Origin of the sequence: Pontibacter oryzae (assembly GCF_003576375.1) — a bacterium.
GTDB classification, from domain to species: Bacteria; Bacteroidota; Bacteroidia; order Cytophagales; family Hymenobacteraceae; genus Pontibacter; species Pontibacter oryzae.
In genome coordinates this window covers 329,503-345,733 of record NZ_QWGE01000001.1, presented here as the reverse complement: position 1 = coordinate 345,733, position 16,231 = coordinate 329,503, and the positions used below count along the sequence as shown (strand labels likewise).

General features: G+C 48.8%; 13 protein-coding genes. 6 read left to right on the top strand and 7 right to left on the bottom strand.

Annotation, left to right across the window (positions count from 1 at the left end):
- Nucleotides 1-95: 95 nt before the first annotated feature.
- Nucleotides 96-977: an ACP S-malonyltransferase gene (gene fabD, locus D1627_RS01455; protein WP_119430438.1), complete on the top strand. Its 882-nt coding sequence runs from the start codon at nt 96-98 to the stop codon at nt 975-977.
- A gap of 128 nt (nt 978-1,105) precedes the next feature.
- Here fabD and D1627_RS01450 read toward each other — a convergent pair whose 3' ends face one another.
- The 4 genes from D1627_RS01450 to D1627_RS01430 form a co-directional block, all read right to left on the bottom strand.
- Nucleotides 1,106-1,723, bottom strand: coding sequence for a hypothetical protein (locus tag D1627_RS01450; protein WP_119430437.1), 618 nt, complete (start codon nt 1,721-1,723; stop codon nt 1,106-1,108).
- 30 nt (nt 1,724-1,753) lie between these two features.
- Nucleotides 1,754-2,050: a hypothetical protein gene (locus D1627_RS01445; RefSeq protein WP_119430436.1), complete on the bottom strand. Its 297-nt coding sequence runs from the start codon at nt 2,048-2,050 to the stop codon at nt 1,754-1,756.
- Between the two features lie 394 nt (nt 2,051-2,444).
- The gene (gene folK, locus D1627_RS01435; RefSeq protein ID WP_119430434.1) at nt 2,445-2,930 is read right to left on the bottom strand and encodes a 2-amino-4-hydroxy-6-hydroxymethyldihydropteridine diphosphokinase; all 486 of its coding nucleotides are present in this window, start codon (nt 2,928-2,930) and stop codon (nt 2,445-2,447) included.
- Nucleotides 2,923-3,768 carry an alpha/beta hydrolase family protein gene (locus D1627_RS01430; protein ID WP_119430433.1) on the bottom strand — a complete coding sequence of 282 codons (846 nt, stop codon included), beginning with the start codon at nt 3,766-3,768 and terminating at the stop codon, nt 2,923-2,925. Before D1627_RS01430 ends, folK begins: the two co-directional genes overlap by 8 nt.
- 261 nt (nt 3,769-4,029) lie before the next feature.
- Between D1627_RS01430 and D1627_RS01425 the strand changes: the two genes are divergently transcribed.
- Nucleotides 4,030-5,007 carry a polyprenyl synthetase family protein gene (locus D1627_RS01425; RefSeq protein ID WP_119430432.1) on the top strand — a complete coding sequence of 326 codons (978 nt, stop codon included), beginning with the start codon at nt 4,030-4,032 and terminating at the stop codon, nt 5,005-5,007.
- Between the two features lie 252 nt (nt 5,008-5,259).
- A complete protein-coding gene (locus D1627_RS01420; RefSeq protein ID WP_119430431.1) occupies nt 5,260-5,883 on the top strand; it encodes a class I SAM-dependent methyltransferase in 624 nt (207 codons plus the stop codon).
- 120 nt (nt 5,884-6,003) lie between these two features.
- Here D1627_RS01420 and D1627_RS01415 read toward each other — a convergent pair whose 3' ends face one another.
- On the bottom strand, nt 6,004-7,185 hold the full coding sequence (locus tag D1627_RS01415) for a peroxiredoxin family protein (RefSeq protein ID WP_119431070.1): 1,182 nt from the start codon (nt 7,183-7,185) through the stop codon (nt 6,004-6,006).
- A gap of 279 nt (nt 7,186-7,464) precedes the next feature.
- Between D1627_RS01415 and D1627_RS01410 the strand changes: the two genes are divergently transcribed.
- Nucleotides 7,465-9,744 carry an aconitate hydratase gene (locus D1627_RS01410; RefSeq protein WP_119430430.1) on the top strand — a complete coding sequence of 760 codons (2,280 nt, stop codon included), beginning with the start codon at nt 7,465-7,467 and terminating at the stop codon, nt 9,742-9,744.
- Between the two features lie 104 nt (nt 9,745-9,848).
- Here the strand turns inward: D1627_RS01410 and D1627_RS01405 are convergent, their stop codons facing one another.
- Complete coding sequence (locus D1627_RS01405) at nt 9,849-13,097, bottom strand: S8 family serine peptidase (RefSeq protein WP_233555469.1); 3,249 nt, start codon at nt 13,095-13,097, stop codon at nt 9,849-9,851.
- 236 nt (nt 13,098-13,333) lie between these two features.
- Here D1627_RS01405 and paaN point away from each other — a divergent pair, with 236 nt between their 5' ends.
- Complete coding sequence (gene paaN / locus D1627_RS01400) at nt 13,334-15,007, top strand: phenylacetic acid degradation protein PaaN (RefSeq protein WP_119430428.1); 1,674 nt, start codon at nt 13,334-13,336, stop codon at nt 15,005-15,007.
- Nucleotides 15,008-15,067: 60 nt separating this feature from the next.
- On the opposite strand, the gene D1627_RS01395 is transcribed toward paaN, so the two are convergent.
- The gene (locus tag D1627_RS01395; protein ID WP_233555468.1) at nt 15,068-15,364 is read right to left on the bottom strand and encodes a sll1863 family stress response protein; all 297 of its coding nucleotides are present in this window, start codon (nt 15,362-15,364) and stop codon (nt 15,068-15,070) included.
- 381 nt (nt 15,365-15,745) lie between these two features.
- On the opposite strand from D1627_RS01395, the gene D1627_RS01390 reads away from it, so the two are divergent.
- A complete protein-coding gene (locus tag D1627_RS01390; RefSeq protein WP_119431069.1) occupies nt 15,746-16,189 on the top strand; it encodes a response regulator in 444 nt (147 codons plus the stop codon).
- Nucleotides 16,190-16,231 lie beyond the last annotated feature (42 nt).

The following is a 16,231-nucleotide window of genomic DNA, read 5'->3' as shown; positions in this document are numbered from 1 at the left end:
TCACAGCACCAAAGCTTAACCTGCCAATTAAACAATGTGGCAATGCAACAATCAAACAATTTCACGAAACAGCCATTTATCAACTTTAAATAAGAATGAAGAAAGCATACGTTTTCCCCGGACAGGGCTCTCAGTTTGTTGGCATGGGCAAAGACCTGTACGAGCAACATGAAGAAGCAAAGCAGTTGTTTGACAAGGCGAACGAGATTCTTGGTTTCAACATCACGGAGATCATGTTTAACGGCACCGACGAGGAACTGAAGCAGACCAAAGTTACCCAGCCAGCTATTTTCCTGCACTCGGTGGCGCAGGCCGCCGTAGCCAAAGACTTTGCCCCGGACATGGTGGCAGGCCACTCGCTGGGTGAGTTCTCGGCGCTGGTTGCCAGCAAAGTACTTAGCTTTGAAGACGGCTTGCGACTAGTGTCTAAAAGAGCGCTGGCGATGCAAGCTGCCTGCGAGGCTAACCCATCCACGATGGCCGCCATACTTGGCTTGGACGATGCGAAGGTGGAGGAAGTTTGTGCTGCCGTGGAAGACGAGGTGGTAGTTGCCGCCAACTATAACTGCCCGGGACAGCTGGTAATTTCAGGCTCTAACAAAGGTATTGAGATTGCTTGCGAGAAAATGAAGGAAGCTGGTGCCAAGCGTGCCCTGCCTCTGCCGGTAGGTGGCGCTTTCCACTCGCCGCTGATGAAGCCAGCCGAAGAGGAATTGGCAAAGGCCATCGAGGAGACTACTTTCGCGCAAGGCATCTGCCCGATCTACCAAAACGTGGACGCACAGCCGCACACCGACCCAACCGAGATCAAGCAAAACCTGATAATGCAGCTTACCGCCCCGGTGCGCTGGACGCAGTCGGTGCAGCAGATGGTAGCCGACGGCGCCACGCACTTTGTGGAGTGCGGCCCAGGCAAAGTGCTTCAGGGACTTGTTAAAAAGATCGAGCGCACTGCCGAAGTTAGCTCTGCGGAGTAACAGCTGGCGCTTACCAAAGTATAAGGCCCGCCCTGGCAAGTTGCCAGGGCGGGCCTTATACTTTTTATTATACTTCGCTTTAAACCGAACTGCTTGACTAGGTGCGTATCAAAGCTGCAAATGAGGACTTAATTAATCGTGTAGCTCAATGAGATGATTTGTGCAGTTGGCCCTAGCTTCCTTTCAATCTTGTAATTTTGTTCCTGCAAACTTGGATCATTGAAGAGCACCTCATCTGTTTCTGTCTCTTCAAGCCTTTTATAGGTCAGATTTTTAGAATTTATGGCTTGCTTGAGTTCGTTGTAATCAAATTCCTTATCTAGCAAGTTGGCGATCCACAGCACCTTCTCGTACACGTTGCTCCATCTAGAATAATCGGTTTTATCCTTTCTGAACCTGAACTCGGCTGCAACGCTAAAGTGATTGCATCCGCCCCTGTAAATTAACAATGTATCACCGGTTTCAAGTATAACTGTGGCAGTGCGTTTGTCATTATCCCAGCTGTAATTGTTGAGTTCGCTAACGTTTTTAAGGAATTCATCTGTCTGGGTTTCCTGATCGAAAATACAGTCATCCATACTTTCCTCGTAGGATGAGCCGGCACTTGAAGCTACATTGTTTGGCATTGTTTCAGCCTGTTTTACAGTTGAGTCTGTTGGTATGGAATTTTGATGTTCAGCAATCGGGCTATTGCAGGAAATTACTAGCCCTACAAGAAGTAGCCAAAGTGTGTTATGTAGTCTCATGCTTAGGCAGCAGCTGTGGTAAACTGTAGTTTAGCGTTTATATTTCCGTACGATTTTTTCAAATTCGTTCTCAATTTTTAAAACAATTACATCAGAGTTTACAGTGTCAATCTCTACGCAGTTCCGTAATCCTCCGATTTGCTCCTTTGCACATTCTGAACAGGAAAAGTCTTTGATTATAAACTCCTTGTTAGTCTTTAGATCACGAAGTTTAAGCTCCTCATCATCTCCATAAAGGTTTATAAGGTAAAGAATAACCATTTCAGATTCATCTACATCTACCCAAGTTCCTTCTAATAGCCTTACACCTGACTGCTTTTCAATCAATTGTATCTGATGAGGGTTTCCTTAACCGAATGACTGGACAAAGAGGAAGAACTTGCCGAAGTCAGCTCCAATGTATCCAAGGTTCTTATAAAGCATCGGATAGCTTGTTTCACTCAATTGTCTAATGTTTCTGTTGCCTGCTACAAGTTTGGGGCTCTGAAAACAGTCATTCGTTATTGAATCCTGATAAACACTGTAAGAGAGATGGTAGCACTGACTTAAAAGTGTGTCGTAACTATACTTCTCAATATCGTTTCTGCATAACAATGCGTTCTTTTCATTTTGTGCCTTTGTAGCACAGGAAAAGGAACAAATCATCAAGAAGAGGTATAGGGCTTTTATTCCTAGGCTCACTGTTATATGGAATAGACTACTATTATCTGCTCACAAACAACTACCCCTCAAACACCTGCACATCCAACACATCGGGGCACTGCTCTAAGAGTAACTTTATACTTTGCTGAAGTATAGGGTGCTCCATATCGGGTGCCAGTTCGGAGAGGGGCAGCAGTGTGAAACGGCGCAGGTGCAGTTGCGGGTGCGGAACGCTGAGCCGTTGCGTTTGCATTACAAGGTCGTCGTAAAAAAGTATGTCGATGTCGATAACGCGGGCTCCCCAGTGCTCCAGCCGCTTGCGGCCCAGTTCCTGCTCAATGCTGTTCACGCGCTGCAGCACCAGTTCGGGGCGTAGTTCGGTTTGCACCTCCAGTACCTGGTTCAGGAAGTTAGGCTGGTCAGTTTTGCCCCAGGCCGCCGTTTGGTATACCTTGGATTGGCGGGCCACCCGGCCCACATGCGTGTTTATCTGGTGATTAGCCTGTTGCAGGTAAGCCAGCCTGTCGCCTAAGTTGCCGCCCAGCAGCAGGTATACCTTAGGCATGCCTCTCGAAAAAGTCTATGGTTAGATCGGCGGCGGCACGCGCAGCTTCCGGCAGCTCTTCCTCCGGGTATGGGTGCTGGCCCCCAAAAGAGTGGTCTGTGGCGGGTAGCAGGTGCAGCTCGGCATCAGGTTTCCAGGTTTTCAGGTCGTGGGCCATTTGGGTCGGGAGGGTTTCGTCTTCCTCGCCATGCAGCAGCAGGAGCGGCTGCTTCAGGTTTTTAACAATAGTCGGGATGTCGAGGCGGTGCTTGTTCTCCAGGAAATTTTCCACGATCTGATAGTATAGCGGCATCTGTTGGCCAGTGCGGCCATTGAGCACGTATTGCACGCCTTGCTGCTTCCACTGGCCCATATGCAGTTCGTCCCAGCGGTTGTCGTAGCGGTTTAAGGCAGCCCAGGTAGCCAGTGCCTTTACACGCGGCTCTTCGGCAGCTTTCAGGATGACGGCACCACCGCCACGGCTGTGGCCCACCAGGTAAATGCGGCTTAGGTCCAGTTCGTTGGCTGTTATTGGTGGGTTGTCGGAATGCAATAAGTTTAGCAGGGCCTGCATGTCGTCAAGCTCCAGGCTGAAGTTGTTCTGGCCAAAGGCTTCCAGGTCGTGCATGTCCTCGTAATTGTCCACGCTGGTGCCGTTGTAGGCAAAGTTAAACTTGATGAACACAAAGCCATGCTTGGCAAAGTATGTTGCCAGTAAATTAAAGTGCCCCCAATCCTTAAATCCTTTAAAGCCATGCGCAAACAACACGATTGGTTTGGGCTGGCTGTCGGGCCAATAGGTGGCATCGGCGGTGAAAGGGCGGCCATGCTCGGGGTATACTACAAAATCAACTTTCATCTTTTTTAATTGCTTAATGGCTGATTGTTAAATTGTTGATATAGTTGATGCGCTAAGCTTAGTCAATACTTACAGAATGAATGCTACACCAAAGTATACTAAAGAACCAAGCCGATACTGAGAATAAACCTCTCACTGAAGATGCAATTAGCATGTGGCAACTAACAATTTAACTATGCAGCAATTTAACAATTAAATGCTGTTTTGCCAGCCTGCGTTTGGAAAGCACTGCCGGAGGCCGTAATATTGCGGAGTTAACACATGAGCATAAGCCTAAAAGAAATACAGGCGCCCATCGCGCCCGAAATGCAGCAGTTCGAAAAGAAGTTCCGTGCCTCCATGAAGACGCGGGTTTTGCTTCTGGACCGGATTATGAGCTACATCGTAAAGCGCAAAGGGAAGCAGATGCGGCCTATGTTTGTGTTCTTTTCGGCTAAGCTGTTTGGCGATAGCATTTCCGATGCCAGCTACCGCGGCGCCGCCCTGATTGAGCTGCTGCACACAGCCACGCTGGTGCACGACGATGTGGTGGATGATGCCAATTACCGCCGTGGCTTTTTCTCTGTAAATGCCCTTTGGAAAAACAAAATAGCTGTGCTTGTTGGCGACTACCTGCTTTCAAAAGGCCTCCTACTTTCGTTGCAAAACGACGACTACGAGCTGCTAAAGATCGTGTCTAATGCCGTAAAGGAGATGAGTGAGGGCGAGTTGCTGCAAATTGAGAAAGCTCGCCGCCTCGACATTACTGAAGACGTATACTTCGACATCATCCGCCAGAAAACGGCCTCGCTGATCGCTTCCTGCTGTGCGGTGGGCGCTGCCTCTGCCGGTGCCTCTAAAGAGGATATTGAGAAAGCACGTCTGTTTGGTGAGAAAGTGGGGATTGCCTTCCAGATAAAAGACGACCTGTTTGATTATGGCACTGCCGAGATTGGCAAGCCGGTGGGCATCGACATCAAAGAGAAGAAGATGACCCTGCCGCTGATCCACGCTCTGCGCGAAGCTGACTGGCTGACGAAGCGCAAGGTTATCTACAACGTAAAGAACAACAACGGCGACAACAAACGTGTGCAGCACGTGATTGACTTTGTGAAGCAATCCGGTGGCATCGAGTACACCATACAACAGATGAACCAGTACCATGCCGAAGCGCTAGCCATACTTCATACCTTCCCTGATTCCCCATCGCGTCGTTCCCTCGAAAACCTGATTGCTTATACTATAGAGCGCGAGAAATAGAATAAATTACTAATTGTAGATAAAAAACTAGCGCAAGCGTCCGCGTGTGCTGCCGAATTTTTTGCTTATAGTAAAGCTTGAAAGTATACATCCTGCTTATCCTTTTCATTATAGAGGCACAAGCGGGGGCTTGCGCCAGATATAGTCTTAATTTAGGCCGAGCTAAAATTTCTGTAAAAGTTCGCTGGAATTTTGTAACGTTAAGTATAGGGAGTAGTGCTAGCTTCGGTAACACATATTAAGCTATGAACGATGAGCCTGAACACCAACCCTTGGAACCGCCTGCGCTATACTTTATACCTGCCAGTGTACGACCTTATTGCCGACCGGATTTTCAGGAAATATAGAAAGCGATCGGTTGAGCTGCTTGGGGCAAAACCCAGTGATGCCATACTTATACTTGGCGCCGGTACCGGTTTGGACCTTCCATACTTGCAAGGCTACACCAACCTCACCGCCATCGATATTACGCCGGGCATGATCACGAAACTGAAGCAGCGCGCGGAAAGCCTGAACTTGCAGGTAGATGCTAGAGTCATGAACGGGCAGCAGCTTACTTTTACAGATTCCTCTTTCGATGCCGTAGTGCTGCACCTCATACTTGCCGTGATCCCGGACCCGGTGGCTTGCATTAAAGAAGTGGAGCGCACGTTGAAACCGGGAGGCTCGGTGATGGTTTTCGACAAGTTCTTGCCAGACGGTCAAAAGCCTTCCATGCTCCGGCGCTTTCTTAACCTCATCGCCGGCACACTTTTCTCTGATATCAATCGAAGTATTGGGAGTATTATTAAGCATACTTCGCTAGTGCCAGAGCTAAATGAGCCCGCGGCTTTGGGGGGCACGTTCAGGATAATAAAACTGCGAAAGCCTGTGTAAGCTCTTATTGTGTTTGCGTGGGAGTATAAACTTTAGAAAAGCCATTAAAGTATGAACCCCGCTTCTGATCATCAGAAGCGGGGTTCATACTTTAAGCAATCAGCAATAAACAACCAATAATTAGTTCTTCTCCGCTAGCAACTCTTCCATGGTCTTGTTGAATTCGGCCACGAAGTCATCGTAGTACTTGCCGGTGCCAGGGCCCGAGAAGCCGGTGTGTATCTTGCGTACCTTACCGTCGCGGCCGATGAAGATGGTAGTAGGGAAGGAGAGGACGTGGTTCAGGGCAGGCAGGGCTTTAGCGGCAGCCTCCTTATCCGATACGCCGGCAACCAGCAGGTCGTAGTTCACGTTCATGCGCTCCTGCATCTTCTGCAGGCGTGCGGCGGCTTTGTCGAATTCCGGGCTGCGCTCAAAGCCAAGGCCGATAATCTCCAGCCCGCGGCTTTTGTTCTTGTCATAGTATGGCGCCAGGAAGTTGGTTTCGTCCATGCAGTTAGGGCACCACGAGCCAAGCAACTGCACCAGTACCACCTTGCCTTTATACTTCTCGTCAGAAAGTGATACTTGCTTGCCCTCCAGGTTCGGGAAGGTGAAGGAAAGCGTTTCGTAGCCAGGTTTTAGGTAAGTCAGGGTATCGGCGCTTGCCAGTTTAGCCGCCGGGTTGCGCTTGGCGGTCCAGCTTTCGTAGCCGCTCATGCCAGCGTAAAAGTCGCCGGTTAGGGTGCTGTCGTTGGTTGGCTTGGCCGTGAAGAGGTAAGCGTGGTTGCCATCAAAGGTAGAAAGCTTTAGCTCGTTGCCATCCACTTGTCCTTCCAGGTAGCGGTAGTCGCCGGTCTCCGTCAGGAAAGTGCCGTTCAGCTGGTTATCCTTTTGCTCAAACACGCCGATTGCCTTGTAAGTGCCTCCGTCGCTCTCTGTGAAAACAACCTCCCACTTGCCGTCGAAGTCGAACGAGGCGGCGGCAGGGCTTTCGGAGAAGCGGCTGGTTTTACCGTGCGCTGCGGTAAACGGAACAGAGTATGGCGTTGCGGTATCGTTCTTCACGAAGCGGCCCGTCATTTTATCGCCTTCTACCTTAGCAATCAGGTCGGCATCGAAAATGTGCAGTCCGATTTTAAGGGAGTCGCCCTGTGGTTGAATGTCATCCACAAGGATGCGCTCTTCGCCATTGATCAGGTAAAGCACGGTTTTGCCAGCTTTTTCCTCAGCTTCCATGATAAATGGTATTTCTTTGCCCTGGGCATGCTGCAGGCTTACGCGCCAGGTGCCCGGCTTAATTGTATTCTCAGAGGATGTCATAGATGTACAGGCAGTTAGGAGTTGGGAGCCTAGCAGGGCCAACAACAAAATTAACTTGAACGGGGTATTAAGAGTTAGCTGTTTCATTCACGCAGAATTAATTTTTATCAGATTGCAAAAGTACATCATACAGAATGAATATCCACATTTCGGTAATTATGCATGCATATTAATGTAGCAACCTATATTCGTGTATGCTAATGTTTTTCAAGATATTTAGATTTCGTACATTTGTGAACTTTAATCAATAGAGTTTAACACACTAACAATAGCAAAACTATGGCATTTGATTTAGAAATGATCAAGGCAGTGTATGCCGGCATGGAAGAGCGTGTTACAGCCGCCCGTAGCAAGGTTGGCCGGCCGCTTACCCTTACAGAGAAAATTCTGTATTCGCACCTTTACGAAGGACCGGCCACAGGCGCACACCAGCGCGGTCAGTCTTATGTAGATTTCGCGCCAGACAGGGTAGCCATGCAGGATGCTACAGCACAGATGGCCTTGCTTCAGTTCATGCAGGCCGGAAAGCCGCAGGCAGCGGTTCCTTCAACAGTGCATTGCGATCACCTGATTCAGGCACGTGTAGGCGCTGAAGCCGATTTAAATGACGCTTACGATGAAAACAAAGAGGTATACGATTTCCTTGCTTCAGTATCTAACAAGTATGGTATCGGCTTCTGGAAGCCAGGCGCAGGTATCATTCACCAGGTAGTACTTGAGAACTACGCCTTCCCGGGCGGTATGATGATCGGTACAGACTCTCACACGCCAAACGCCGGTGGTCTGGGTATGATCGCGATCGGTGTGGGTGGTGCCGATGCTGTTGATGTGATGGCCGGTATGCCTTGGGAGCTGAAGTTCCCGAAAGTGATCGGTGTGAAGCTGACTGGTAAACTGAACGGCTGGACATCTCCGAAAGACGTTATCCTGAAAGTAGCTGGCATCCTGACTGTAAAGGGTGGTACGGGCGCTATTGTGGAGTACTTCGGTGAAGGTGCCGAGTCTATGTCTTGTACTGGTAAGGGTACTATCTGTAACATGGGTGCTGAGATCGGTGCCACTACATCTGTTTTCGCTTACGACAATAGCATGCGCGCCTACCTGAACTCTACAGGACGCGAGGAAGTTGTGCAGTTGGCTGATGAGGTTGCGCCAATGCTGCGCGCCGATGACGAAGTGTACGCTGACCCAGCTGCATACTACGACCAACTGATCGAGATTAACCTTTCTGAGCTGGAGCCGCACGTAAACGGACCATTCACGCCGGATGCCGCCTGGCCAATTTCTCAGTTTGCAGCCGTTGTAAAAGAGCACAACTGGCCAGCTAAGCTGGAAGTAGGTTTGATCGGATCTTGTACTAACTCTTCTTACGAAGACCTTACGCGTGCCGCTTCCATCGCGAAGCAGGCTGTAGATAAAAACCTGGTTGCACAGGCCGAGTTCACTATCACGCCGGGTTCTGAAATGGTTCGCTTTACAACAGCCCGCGATGGTTTGTTGGATACATTTGCACAAATGGGTGGTGTTGTTCTTGCAAACGCTTGCGGACCGTGCATCGGCCAGTGGGCGCGTCACACTGACGATCCAAACCGCAAAAACTCTATCATCACATCGTTTAACCGTAACTTCGCTAAGCGTAACGATGGTAACCCGAACACACACGCGTTCGTGGCATCTCCAGAGATCGTTACAGCCTTCGCTATTGCCGGTGACTTAACGTTTAACCCGCTTACCGATACGCTTACTACCAAAGATGGCCAGCAGGTTATGCTTGATGAGCCACAAGGTATTGAGTTGCCAACGCAAGGTTTTGCCGTAGAGGATGCAGGTTATACTGCACCAGCCGAAGACGGAAGCACTGTGGAGGTAGTTGTTGACCCGGCTTCTGACCGTCTGCAACTGCTGGAAGGCTTTAAGCCATGGGAAGGCACTGACCTGAAAGGCCTTAAACTGCTTATTAAAGCGCAAGGTAAGTGTACTACAGACCATATCTCTATGGCTGGCCCGTGGTTGAAGTACCGTGGCCACCTCGATAACATCTCAAACAACATGTTGATCGGTGCCATTAACGCTTTCAACGGCGAGTCTAACAAAGTATACAACGACATGACTCGTGGCTATGACACCGTACCTGCAACTGCTCGTACGTACAAAGCTGCTGGCATCGGAACGGTTGTAGTTGGCGACGAAAACTACGGTGAAGGTTCTTCCCGTGAGCACGCAGCCATGGAGCCGCGCCATTTAGGCGTTCGTGCCGTTATTGTGAAGTCATTCGCGCGTATCCACGAAACTAACCTGAAGAAGCAAGGTATGCTGGGTCTTACTTTCGCAAACAAAGCGGATTATGACCTGATCGAGGAAACTGATACAATCGATATCCTTGGCCTTGAGGACTTCCAGGAAGGTAAGCAGCTGAAAGTGGTGCTTCACCACGCAGATGGCAGCCAGGATAGCTTCATGGTTAACCATACGTACAACGAAGGTCAGATTGCATGGTTCAAAGCTGGTTCAGCGCTAAACCTGATCAGACTGCAGCAAAAGCAGGGCGCTAACGCGTAACCGCAAGCTGTAACATACAATAAGCAGAAAGGCCTCTCCGTATGGAGAGGCCTTTCTGCTTATTGTATGTTACTCTTAGTGAGTTTCCTGAAAGGATATACTTTTTACTTACCTATCAGAATGCGCTCAACGTATACTTTATCCTGATACAAAGTGCGCGCAATGTATATGCCTGCCTTTAAGTGGCTCAGGTCATAGTAGAAGTGCGTTTCATCAGAACCTGTGCTTACAACGGGCACCGCCTTACCTGATACATCTGTGAACTGCAGTTCTGGCATAGCATCCAGCGATAACGGGCTGGTAAGCGTAAGTGTTAAGCTGCCCGAGGTTGGGTTAGGGTACAGGGTAGGTTCAGTGTCATACACATGGATTGTTCGGCTGTAGGAGCTTACCGTGCAACTGAGCTTGTTCGTAACCATTAGCTCTACCTCGTACGTTCCGGGTTTTTTATAAGTATGCGTTGGATGCTGCACTTGTGCGCTGTCCCCATCTCCAAAACGCCATTTCCAGGATACTGCATTTTCACTTTCATCTGTCAATGAAAGCTCTTCGCCGGTTTGCAGATCCATCGGGAGTTGGGCAAATGATGCTTTAGGGAAAGGCACTACATTAACCTGCATCGGTACAGATTCGCTTTTGAACAGCGAATCAGCATTTATCACGTAAATAGTGCGGCTCTGCTGGGCAGATGGAATGGTAAAGCTGGCGCCTGAAGCCAAGAGCTCATTAGCTGACGCATCAGCATAAAAATTAAATTTGCTGCCACCGGTCGGTGCAATCACTACCGGGCTGTAAGGGCAAATTTCATAGTTAGTAGCCACGGGAGCCGGCCCGGTTTTGATACTTTTATACTTCTGCTGCGCTGCTAACGCATGCGCTTGCAAGCTCGACAGGTCGTCACCGGCAAGTACGGCAAAGGCGATTACTTTTGTTTCGCCCGGGGCAAGGTTTAAGGCCGTGCCACCTAAAACATGCGATACGCTATTGCCAGTCTCACCACCAGCGCGCAAGCGGCTCTTACCATTTGAGATAATCTTATACTTTTCTTCGTTGCTAAAGCCGTCATCAATGGCCACAGTAGAGTCATTTCCATTGATATTGTCGGAGGCATGGTAGATAATCTTTTCTTCGGGTGTTAGCAGTTTTAAACCTGCAAAAGGAAGTGGTTTTGCAGAGTTGTACACGTAACCTAATTGCAGGTCATCATTCCAGCCAGCCATGTTTTGTGTGTAGCTTCCAATGTCCCAATCGGCATACAGGCCGGCGTGCAACTCTTGTATCATCTTTTCGGAACGGTTTGTCAGTTGGTATTCAACGATGACATAATCCTGGTCCGGTTTGGTAGCCCAGGCATAGCCAATAGTTTTAATGTCTATAGTTGGGTGGCCTTCCAGGTTGGTTTGCATAAGTGTGCGCACTTCCTGGTCGGCTAGGGGTGTGTCATAAGCCAGCTTTATAAGGCTCAGGTTTTTAAAATCACTATCGTTTTTCCAGGAGTCATTGTGGAGATTATCGGCAACAAAGCCATCTTCAGTGGCAAGCATCAATCCGCCTTCAAACAGGAGGGAGGCACTTTCTTTATAGCTTGCCCCAACGCCCTGCTTAAAATTTAAGCCATTGTAGCCTATGTTCCCGTAACTGTTCAATGTAAGGTGCAGGTTGTTGGCGGTAAGGGTAACGTAATCCGGGTTAACGATTAATTCGAAATGCTGGAAATCTGAGTAGTTACCGTCACTAAATCCCACACGCAAGTACACAGTTAAGTTTGTAGGAGCGTTTTCGGCAACTTTGATTATAAAAGGATGATCGCCGGTGGTAAAGCTACCCATAGTTGCTACAGCACCTGGGTTCAGGTTTGCCTGCTCTATAGTTACGTACGGCGATAAAGCTGTCAGGCTAACTTTGAGATTCTGAGTAGGGGTGAGGTAATTGGTAAAGGCGGCATCAATCAGCACATTCTCGCCGGCCCCCATTTGTTGCCTTGGGCGCGGTGTAAATGCCACGCAGCGCACCGATTTTAAGCTTTCACTTTTAAGTGCTTTCTTCAGATTGAACCTGCCAGTGCCAAGCATCTCCAGGTAAGGCTGGTTGCCTTCCAATTGATAGATAGGGTCAGTGCTTGCACGCAAGCGCTCGGCCACTTGCACGGCGCTAAGTTCTGGGTAGCGTTTGCGAACTAAAGCCGCACCGCCAGCTACTGTAGGGGCGGCAAAAGATGTACCGCCTACATAGCCATACCGTGAATCGCTGCTAACCGAAGTTGAATAAATGCCAGAGCTCGGAGAAATCAGGTCGATTTTGTAGTTGTACGTATGGTCCTTATACTTTACGTCCTGGTTATTTGCTCCACCCACAGAAAGCACGTTATCGTAGGAGGCAGGGTAGATATTTATAAAAGCATTTGTGTTGCCGCCAGAGGCTATGATCAGGGCATCTTTTACAAGCACCGCATAGTTAATAACGTCCTGCTCAAACTGAGAATAGTCCGAGCCGCCCCAGGAAAGGTTTATTACCTTGCAGCCTTTGTTAGCCGCATACACGATTGCCTCGTAGCCCCCAAAAGCGCCGTTGGCGTAAGACGAGAAAACTTTAAGCGGCAAGAACTTACTGTTGTACCCTGTTCCGGCTATGCCCAAACCATTGTTTGTGGCTGCCGCGGCAACGCCAGCCACCGCAGTGCCATGTCCCTTCCAGGGAGTATCATCTGTTACGTTATTGTCCTTATCAGCAAAATCCCATCCGCTGAAATTGTCGATGTAACCATCCCCGTCGTTATCAATGCCATCTATTGGGTCGGCGTAGTTATGCTTCACCTTAGTTTTAAGATCTTGGTGGGTCAACCTGAAACCTGTGTCCAAAACCCCGATTACGGTATTGGTGTCTCCCTTCTCAACGGCCCAACCTGCATATGCCTTTATCTGCTTCAGGTAATATTGGGTTGTCTTGGTTGAGTCAGAGGCGGGATCATTAGGCTGGTGGAGCGGTTCCCTAATGTAAAGCGGCTCCACGTAGGCAACCTGGCCAGTATTCAGCAACAAGGTTCGGACCTGCTCATACGTATAGCCTGGGGTATACTCCAGTTCATAAATCAGTGAGAGATCCACGGCAGGCGTAGCCAGGCGGGCGGCAGCAAGAGACTGCGCAGCAGCCACTTCCGGAAACTTCTGTGCTACCTTTTTTGCTCCAATTTGCTGCAGGGCCTGGCTCATGGATGCGCCTTTGCCTGATCGGGCAAGCTGCAATTGCAGCGGCTTTAGTTTATAGACCACTTTGTAAGGTATGGTGCGGCTGCCCGCTTCTACCATAGGGCGCTGCGCATAAAGCAGTGGCAGGCTTACTAGGCAAGCCAACAAAGTATAAATACTGCGTAAAAGCAGCGACGAAAGGGTAAACATCTGCTCGATATATAGGCTGAAATTATATTATTTTCTGATCAGTTTATCACTGAGAAAGATACTTCAAAAGTACAAAAAATAGCTGATGAAATCAGAGCCTACTGCCGCCTTACATTTTTTTTCCGTATCTTTCCTTCATCTGACGCATCAGATACTATGTTTCTAATCCATACCAAGATATAATCAAAACAACTATGAACTTAAATTTGGTGGACAAGCATCAAGACACATTAAAAGAGGCGGTTCAGGCCCTGCATGAGCGTACGTTTTATGCACGCTACCCTGAAAACCCATCGCCGGAAGTATACGGCGAGAACGCTGATAAAGAAGGCCGCACGAACTACAAGAATCAACTGAATAATAAGTTTACTGAGCTGTTGCAGCAAAACCCGGAAGCCTGGGTAGGGCAGGAGGAATCGCCGTATGAGCAGCAGCCACTGGGCATTACGTATCCGTTTTTTTCGCCGGAAACTCTAGTTAGCCGTGCCGAGGAAGCATACCACCAGTGGCGAAAAGTAAAGCCCGCCGAACGCGCAGTTCTTTTAGTGGAAGCTTTGGAGAATATGAAGCAGCGTTTCTTCGACATCGCCTATGCCACCATGCACACTACTGGGCAGGCATACATGATGTCGTTCCAGGCATCGGGGCCGCACGCCGCAGATCGTGCTTTGGAGGCAGTTGCTGCCGGTTACGAAGAGCAGACCCGCTTCCCGGAGAGCACGGAGTGGGAAAAACCTATGGGCAAGTATAACCTGAAGCTGAATAAAAGCTGGCGCGCCGTGCCAAAAGGCGTTGCGCTGGTAATTGGTTGCTCTACCTTCCCGACCTGGAATACGGTGCCGGGCATGTTTGCCAGCCTTGTTACCGGTAACCCGGTTATTGTTAAGCCACATCCGAAAGCGGTACTCCCGATAGCCATTGTGGTAGCTGAGGTACAGAAGGTGCTCCAGGAAAATGGGTTGGACCCTAACATTTGCCAACTAGGTGTTGATGCAAATGACCATTTGATCACGAAAGATCTGGCGGAAAACCCAAAGATAAAACTGATTGACTATACCGGAGGCACCGAATTTGGGAACTACATTGAAAGCCTTCCGGGCAAAGTTACCTTTACAGAGAAAACCGGGGTAAATTCCATCATACTTGACTCCATGGACGACCTGGATAAGGTTGTGCAGAACCTGGCCTTTTCCGTTACGCTTTACTCCGGGCAAATGTGTACTGCCCCTCAGAACTTTTACGTACCGGAAACTGGCGTTAAAGTTGGTGGCGAAACAGTGCCTTACCAGGAAGTAGTAGAGAAAATTGCAGGCGCTGTTACTGCTCTTGTAAACAACCCAAAGGCTGCCCCACACATCCTGGGGGCCATACAGAACCCGGCCACTGCCGCGCGGGTTAAAAGCGCTGAGTCGGTGGTAGGCCGCCAGGTGCTAAGCACCTGCGATTTTGAGAACCCAATGTTCTCAAACGCCCGCACCTGTACGCCTGTTATTTATGAGGTGGATGCCTCTGAAAAAGAAAGCTATAGCCGTGAGTTGTTTGGCCCAGTGGTTCTGATCATCAAAACCAACGACACGGCACAATCAGTAGCGATAGCGAAGGAAATGGCAATGAGCCACGGTGCAATATCCTGCGGTGCCTATACCACAGACTCCGGCATAAAGGAGATGATTATGGATGAGATGAGCCTGGCCGGAACGCCTGTTAGCTTTAACCTCACCGGAAATATCTATGTAAACCAGAATGCTGGCTTCTCCGATTTCCACGTTACTGGCGGCAACCCGGCAGGTAATGCCTCTTTCACTAACCCTGAGTTTGTGATTAAGCGCTTTACTTGGGTAGGCTTCCGTGAGCCGGCTCTTGGCTAAGATTAGTAAGTATAAAGCATAAAAGAAAGCCCCGGCAGTTTAAACTGTCGGGGCTTTCTTTTACCTGATCATATTGTCTGCATCTTTATGCAAGTCGTTGATGTTGCTATGAAGGTCGTTCCAATGCTGCTGCTCGTTACTTGGGTCGCCCATCTTCTGGAGGATCAGCTCCTTTTTTCGCTCCAGGCCGGCAATGTGTTCCTGGTACGTGTTGTTAGAGTCAGCTGTGGTTGCGTTTACGCGCGCTTTTAACGTTTTGATTTTGCTATCCAACTCATCCAGGCTCTTCTGCACTTCGCCTTTGGTAAGGTGGTCCGGAGCCCGCATGTGTTCTGGCTTTAGAGGGTATGAATCCATAGTTTACAAGCTTTGTTAAGGTTTTGGCCATAGTGGCGCTACAGACTTAATACTGCGATTACAGGTAAAAGGATTTATACGTTGCCCCGCTTGCACGGCAACGTATGAACAGTAAAAGCATGATAGAGAAGTGGGATGCTATACTAGTGCCTCATGAAGTACTGGCAGGCTTAGTTTAGCCAGTGCAATATTACCCTAGTGTTAACTTCTTGAGCCCACCGCTGATATTTTGACATTAAATGCTCATAATAAAGCACATTAAGCATTGATAGTTTGTTTTGGCATTCCTTATAACGATATTTGCAATGTTAAACAAAAGATAGGAAGTCAGCTGTTGCTGTGGGTGAGTTTGCCTGTAGCATGTGAAGTAGAATGGCAAATATGAACTCATTAACTACCCCTTATAATTTTCCGTTGGACTTAGTGTTACTGGTTGATGACGATGATACTACAAACTACCTGAATGAGCGCTTGATGCGCGAGATGCAGGTGGCTAAAGAGTATAAGGTCCTAAAAAACGGCAAGGAGGCAATGGAGTACATGAGCAAAGCATATGGCCCAGAGCCAGACCCAGCCTTTGCCAGGCCCGATCTTATCCTGTTGGATATAAAGATGCCTGTTATGGATGGCTTCTCGTTTTTGGATGAGTACCAGAAGCACAACATGGATGCAGCCGACCCTGTAATTATCTTAATGCTGACGTCATCGGCCAGCTTTTATGACCTGGAACGGCTAAAGCACTACAGCAAGGTACGCAAGCATTATTCCAAAGCGCTTACGAAGTATGATATCCGAGAAATTCTAGCAGAGTTTTTTAGTAAATAGCATAAAGCAAAAGCGGCGCTGCAATATCTGCAGCGCCGCTTT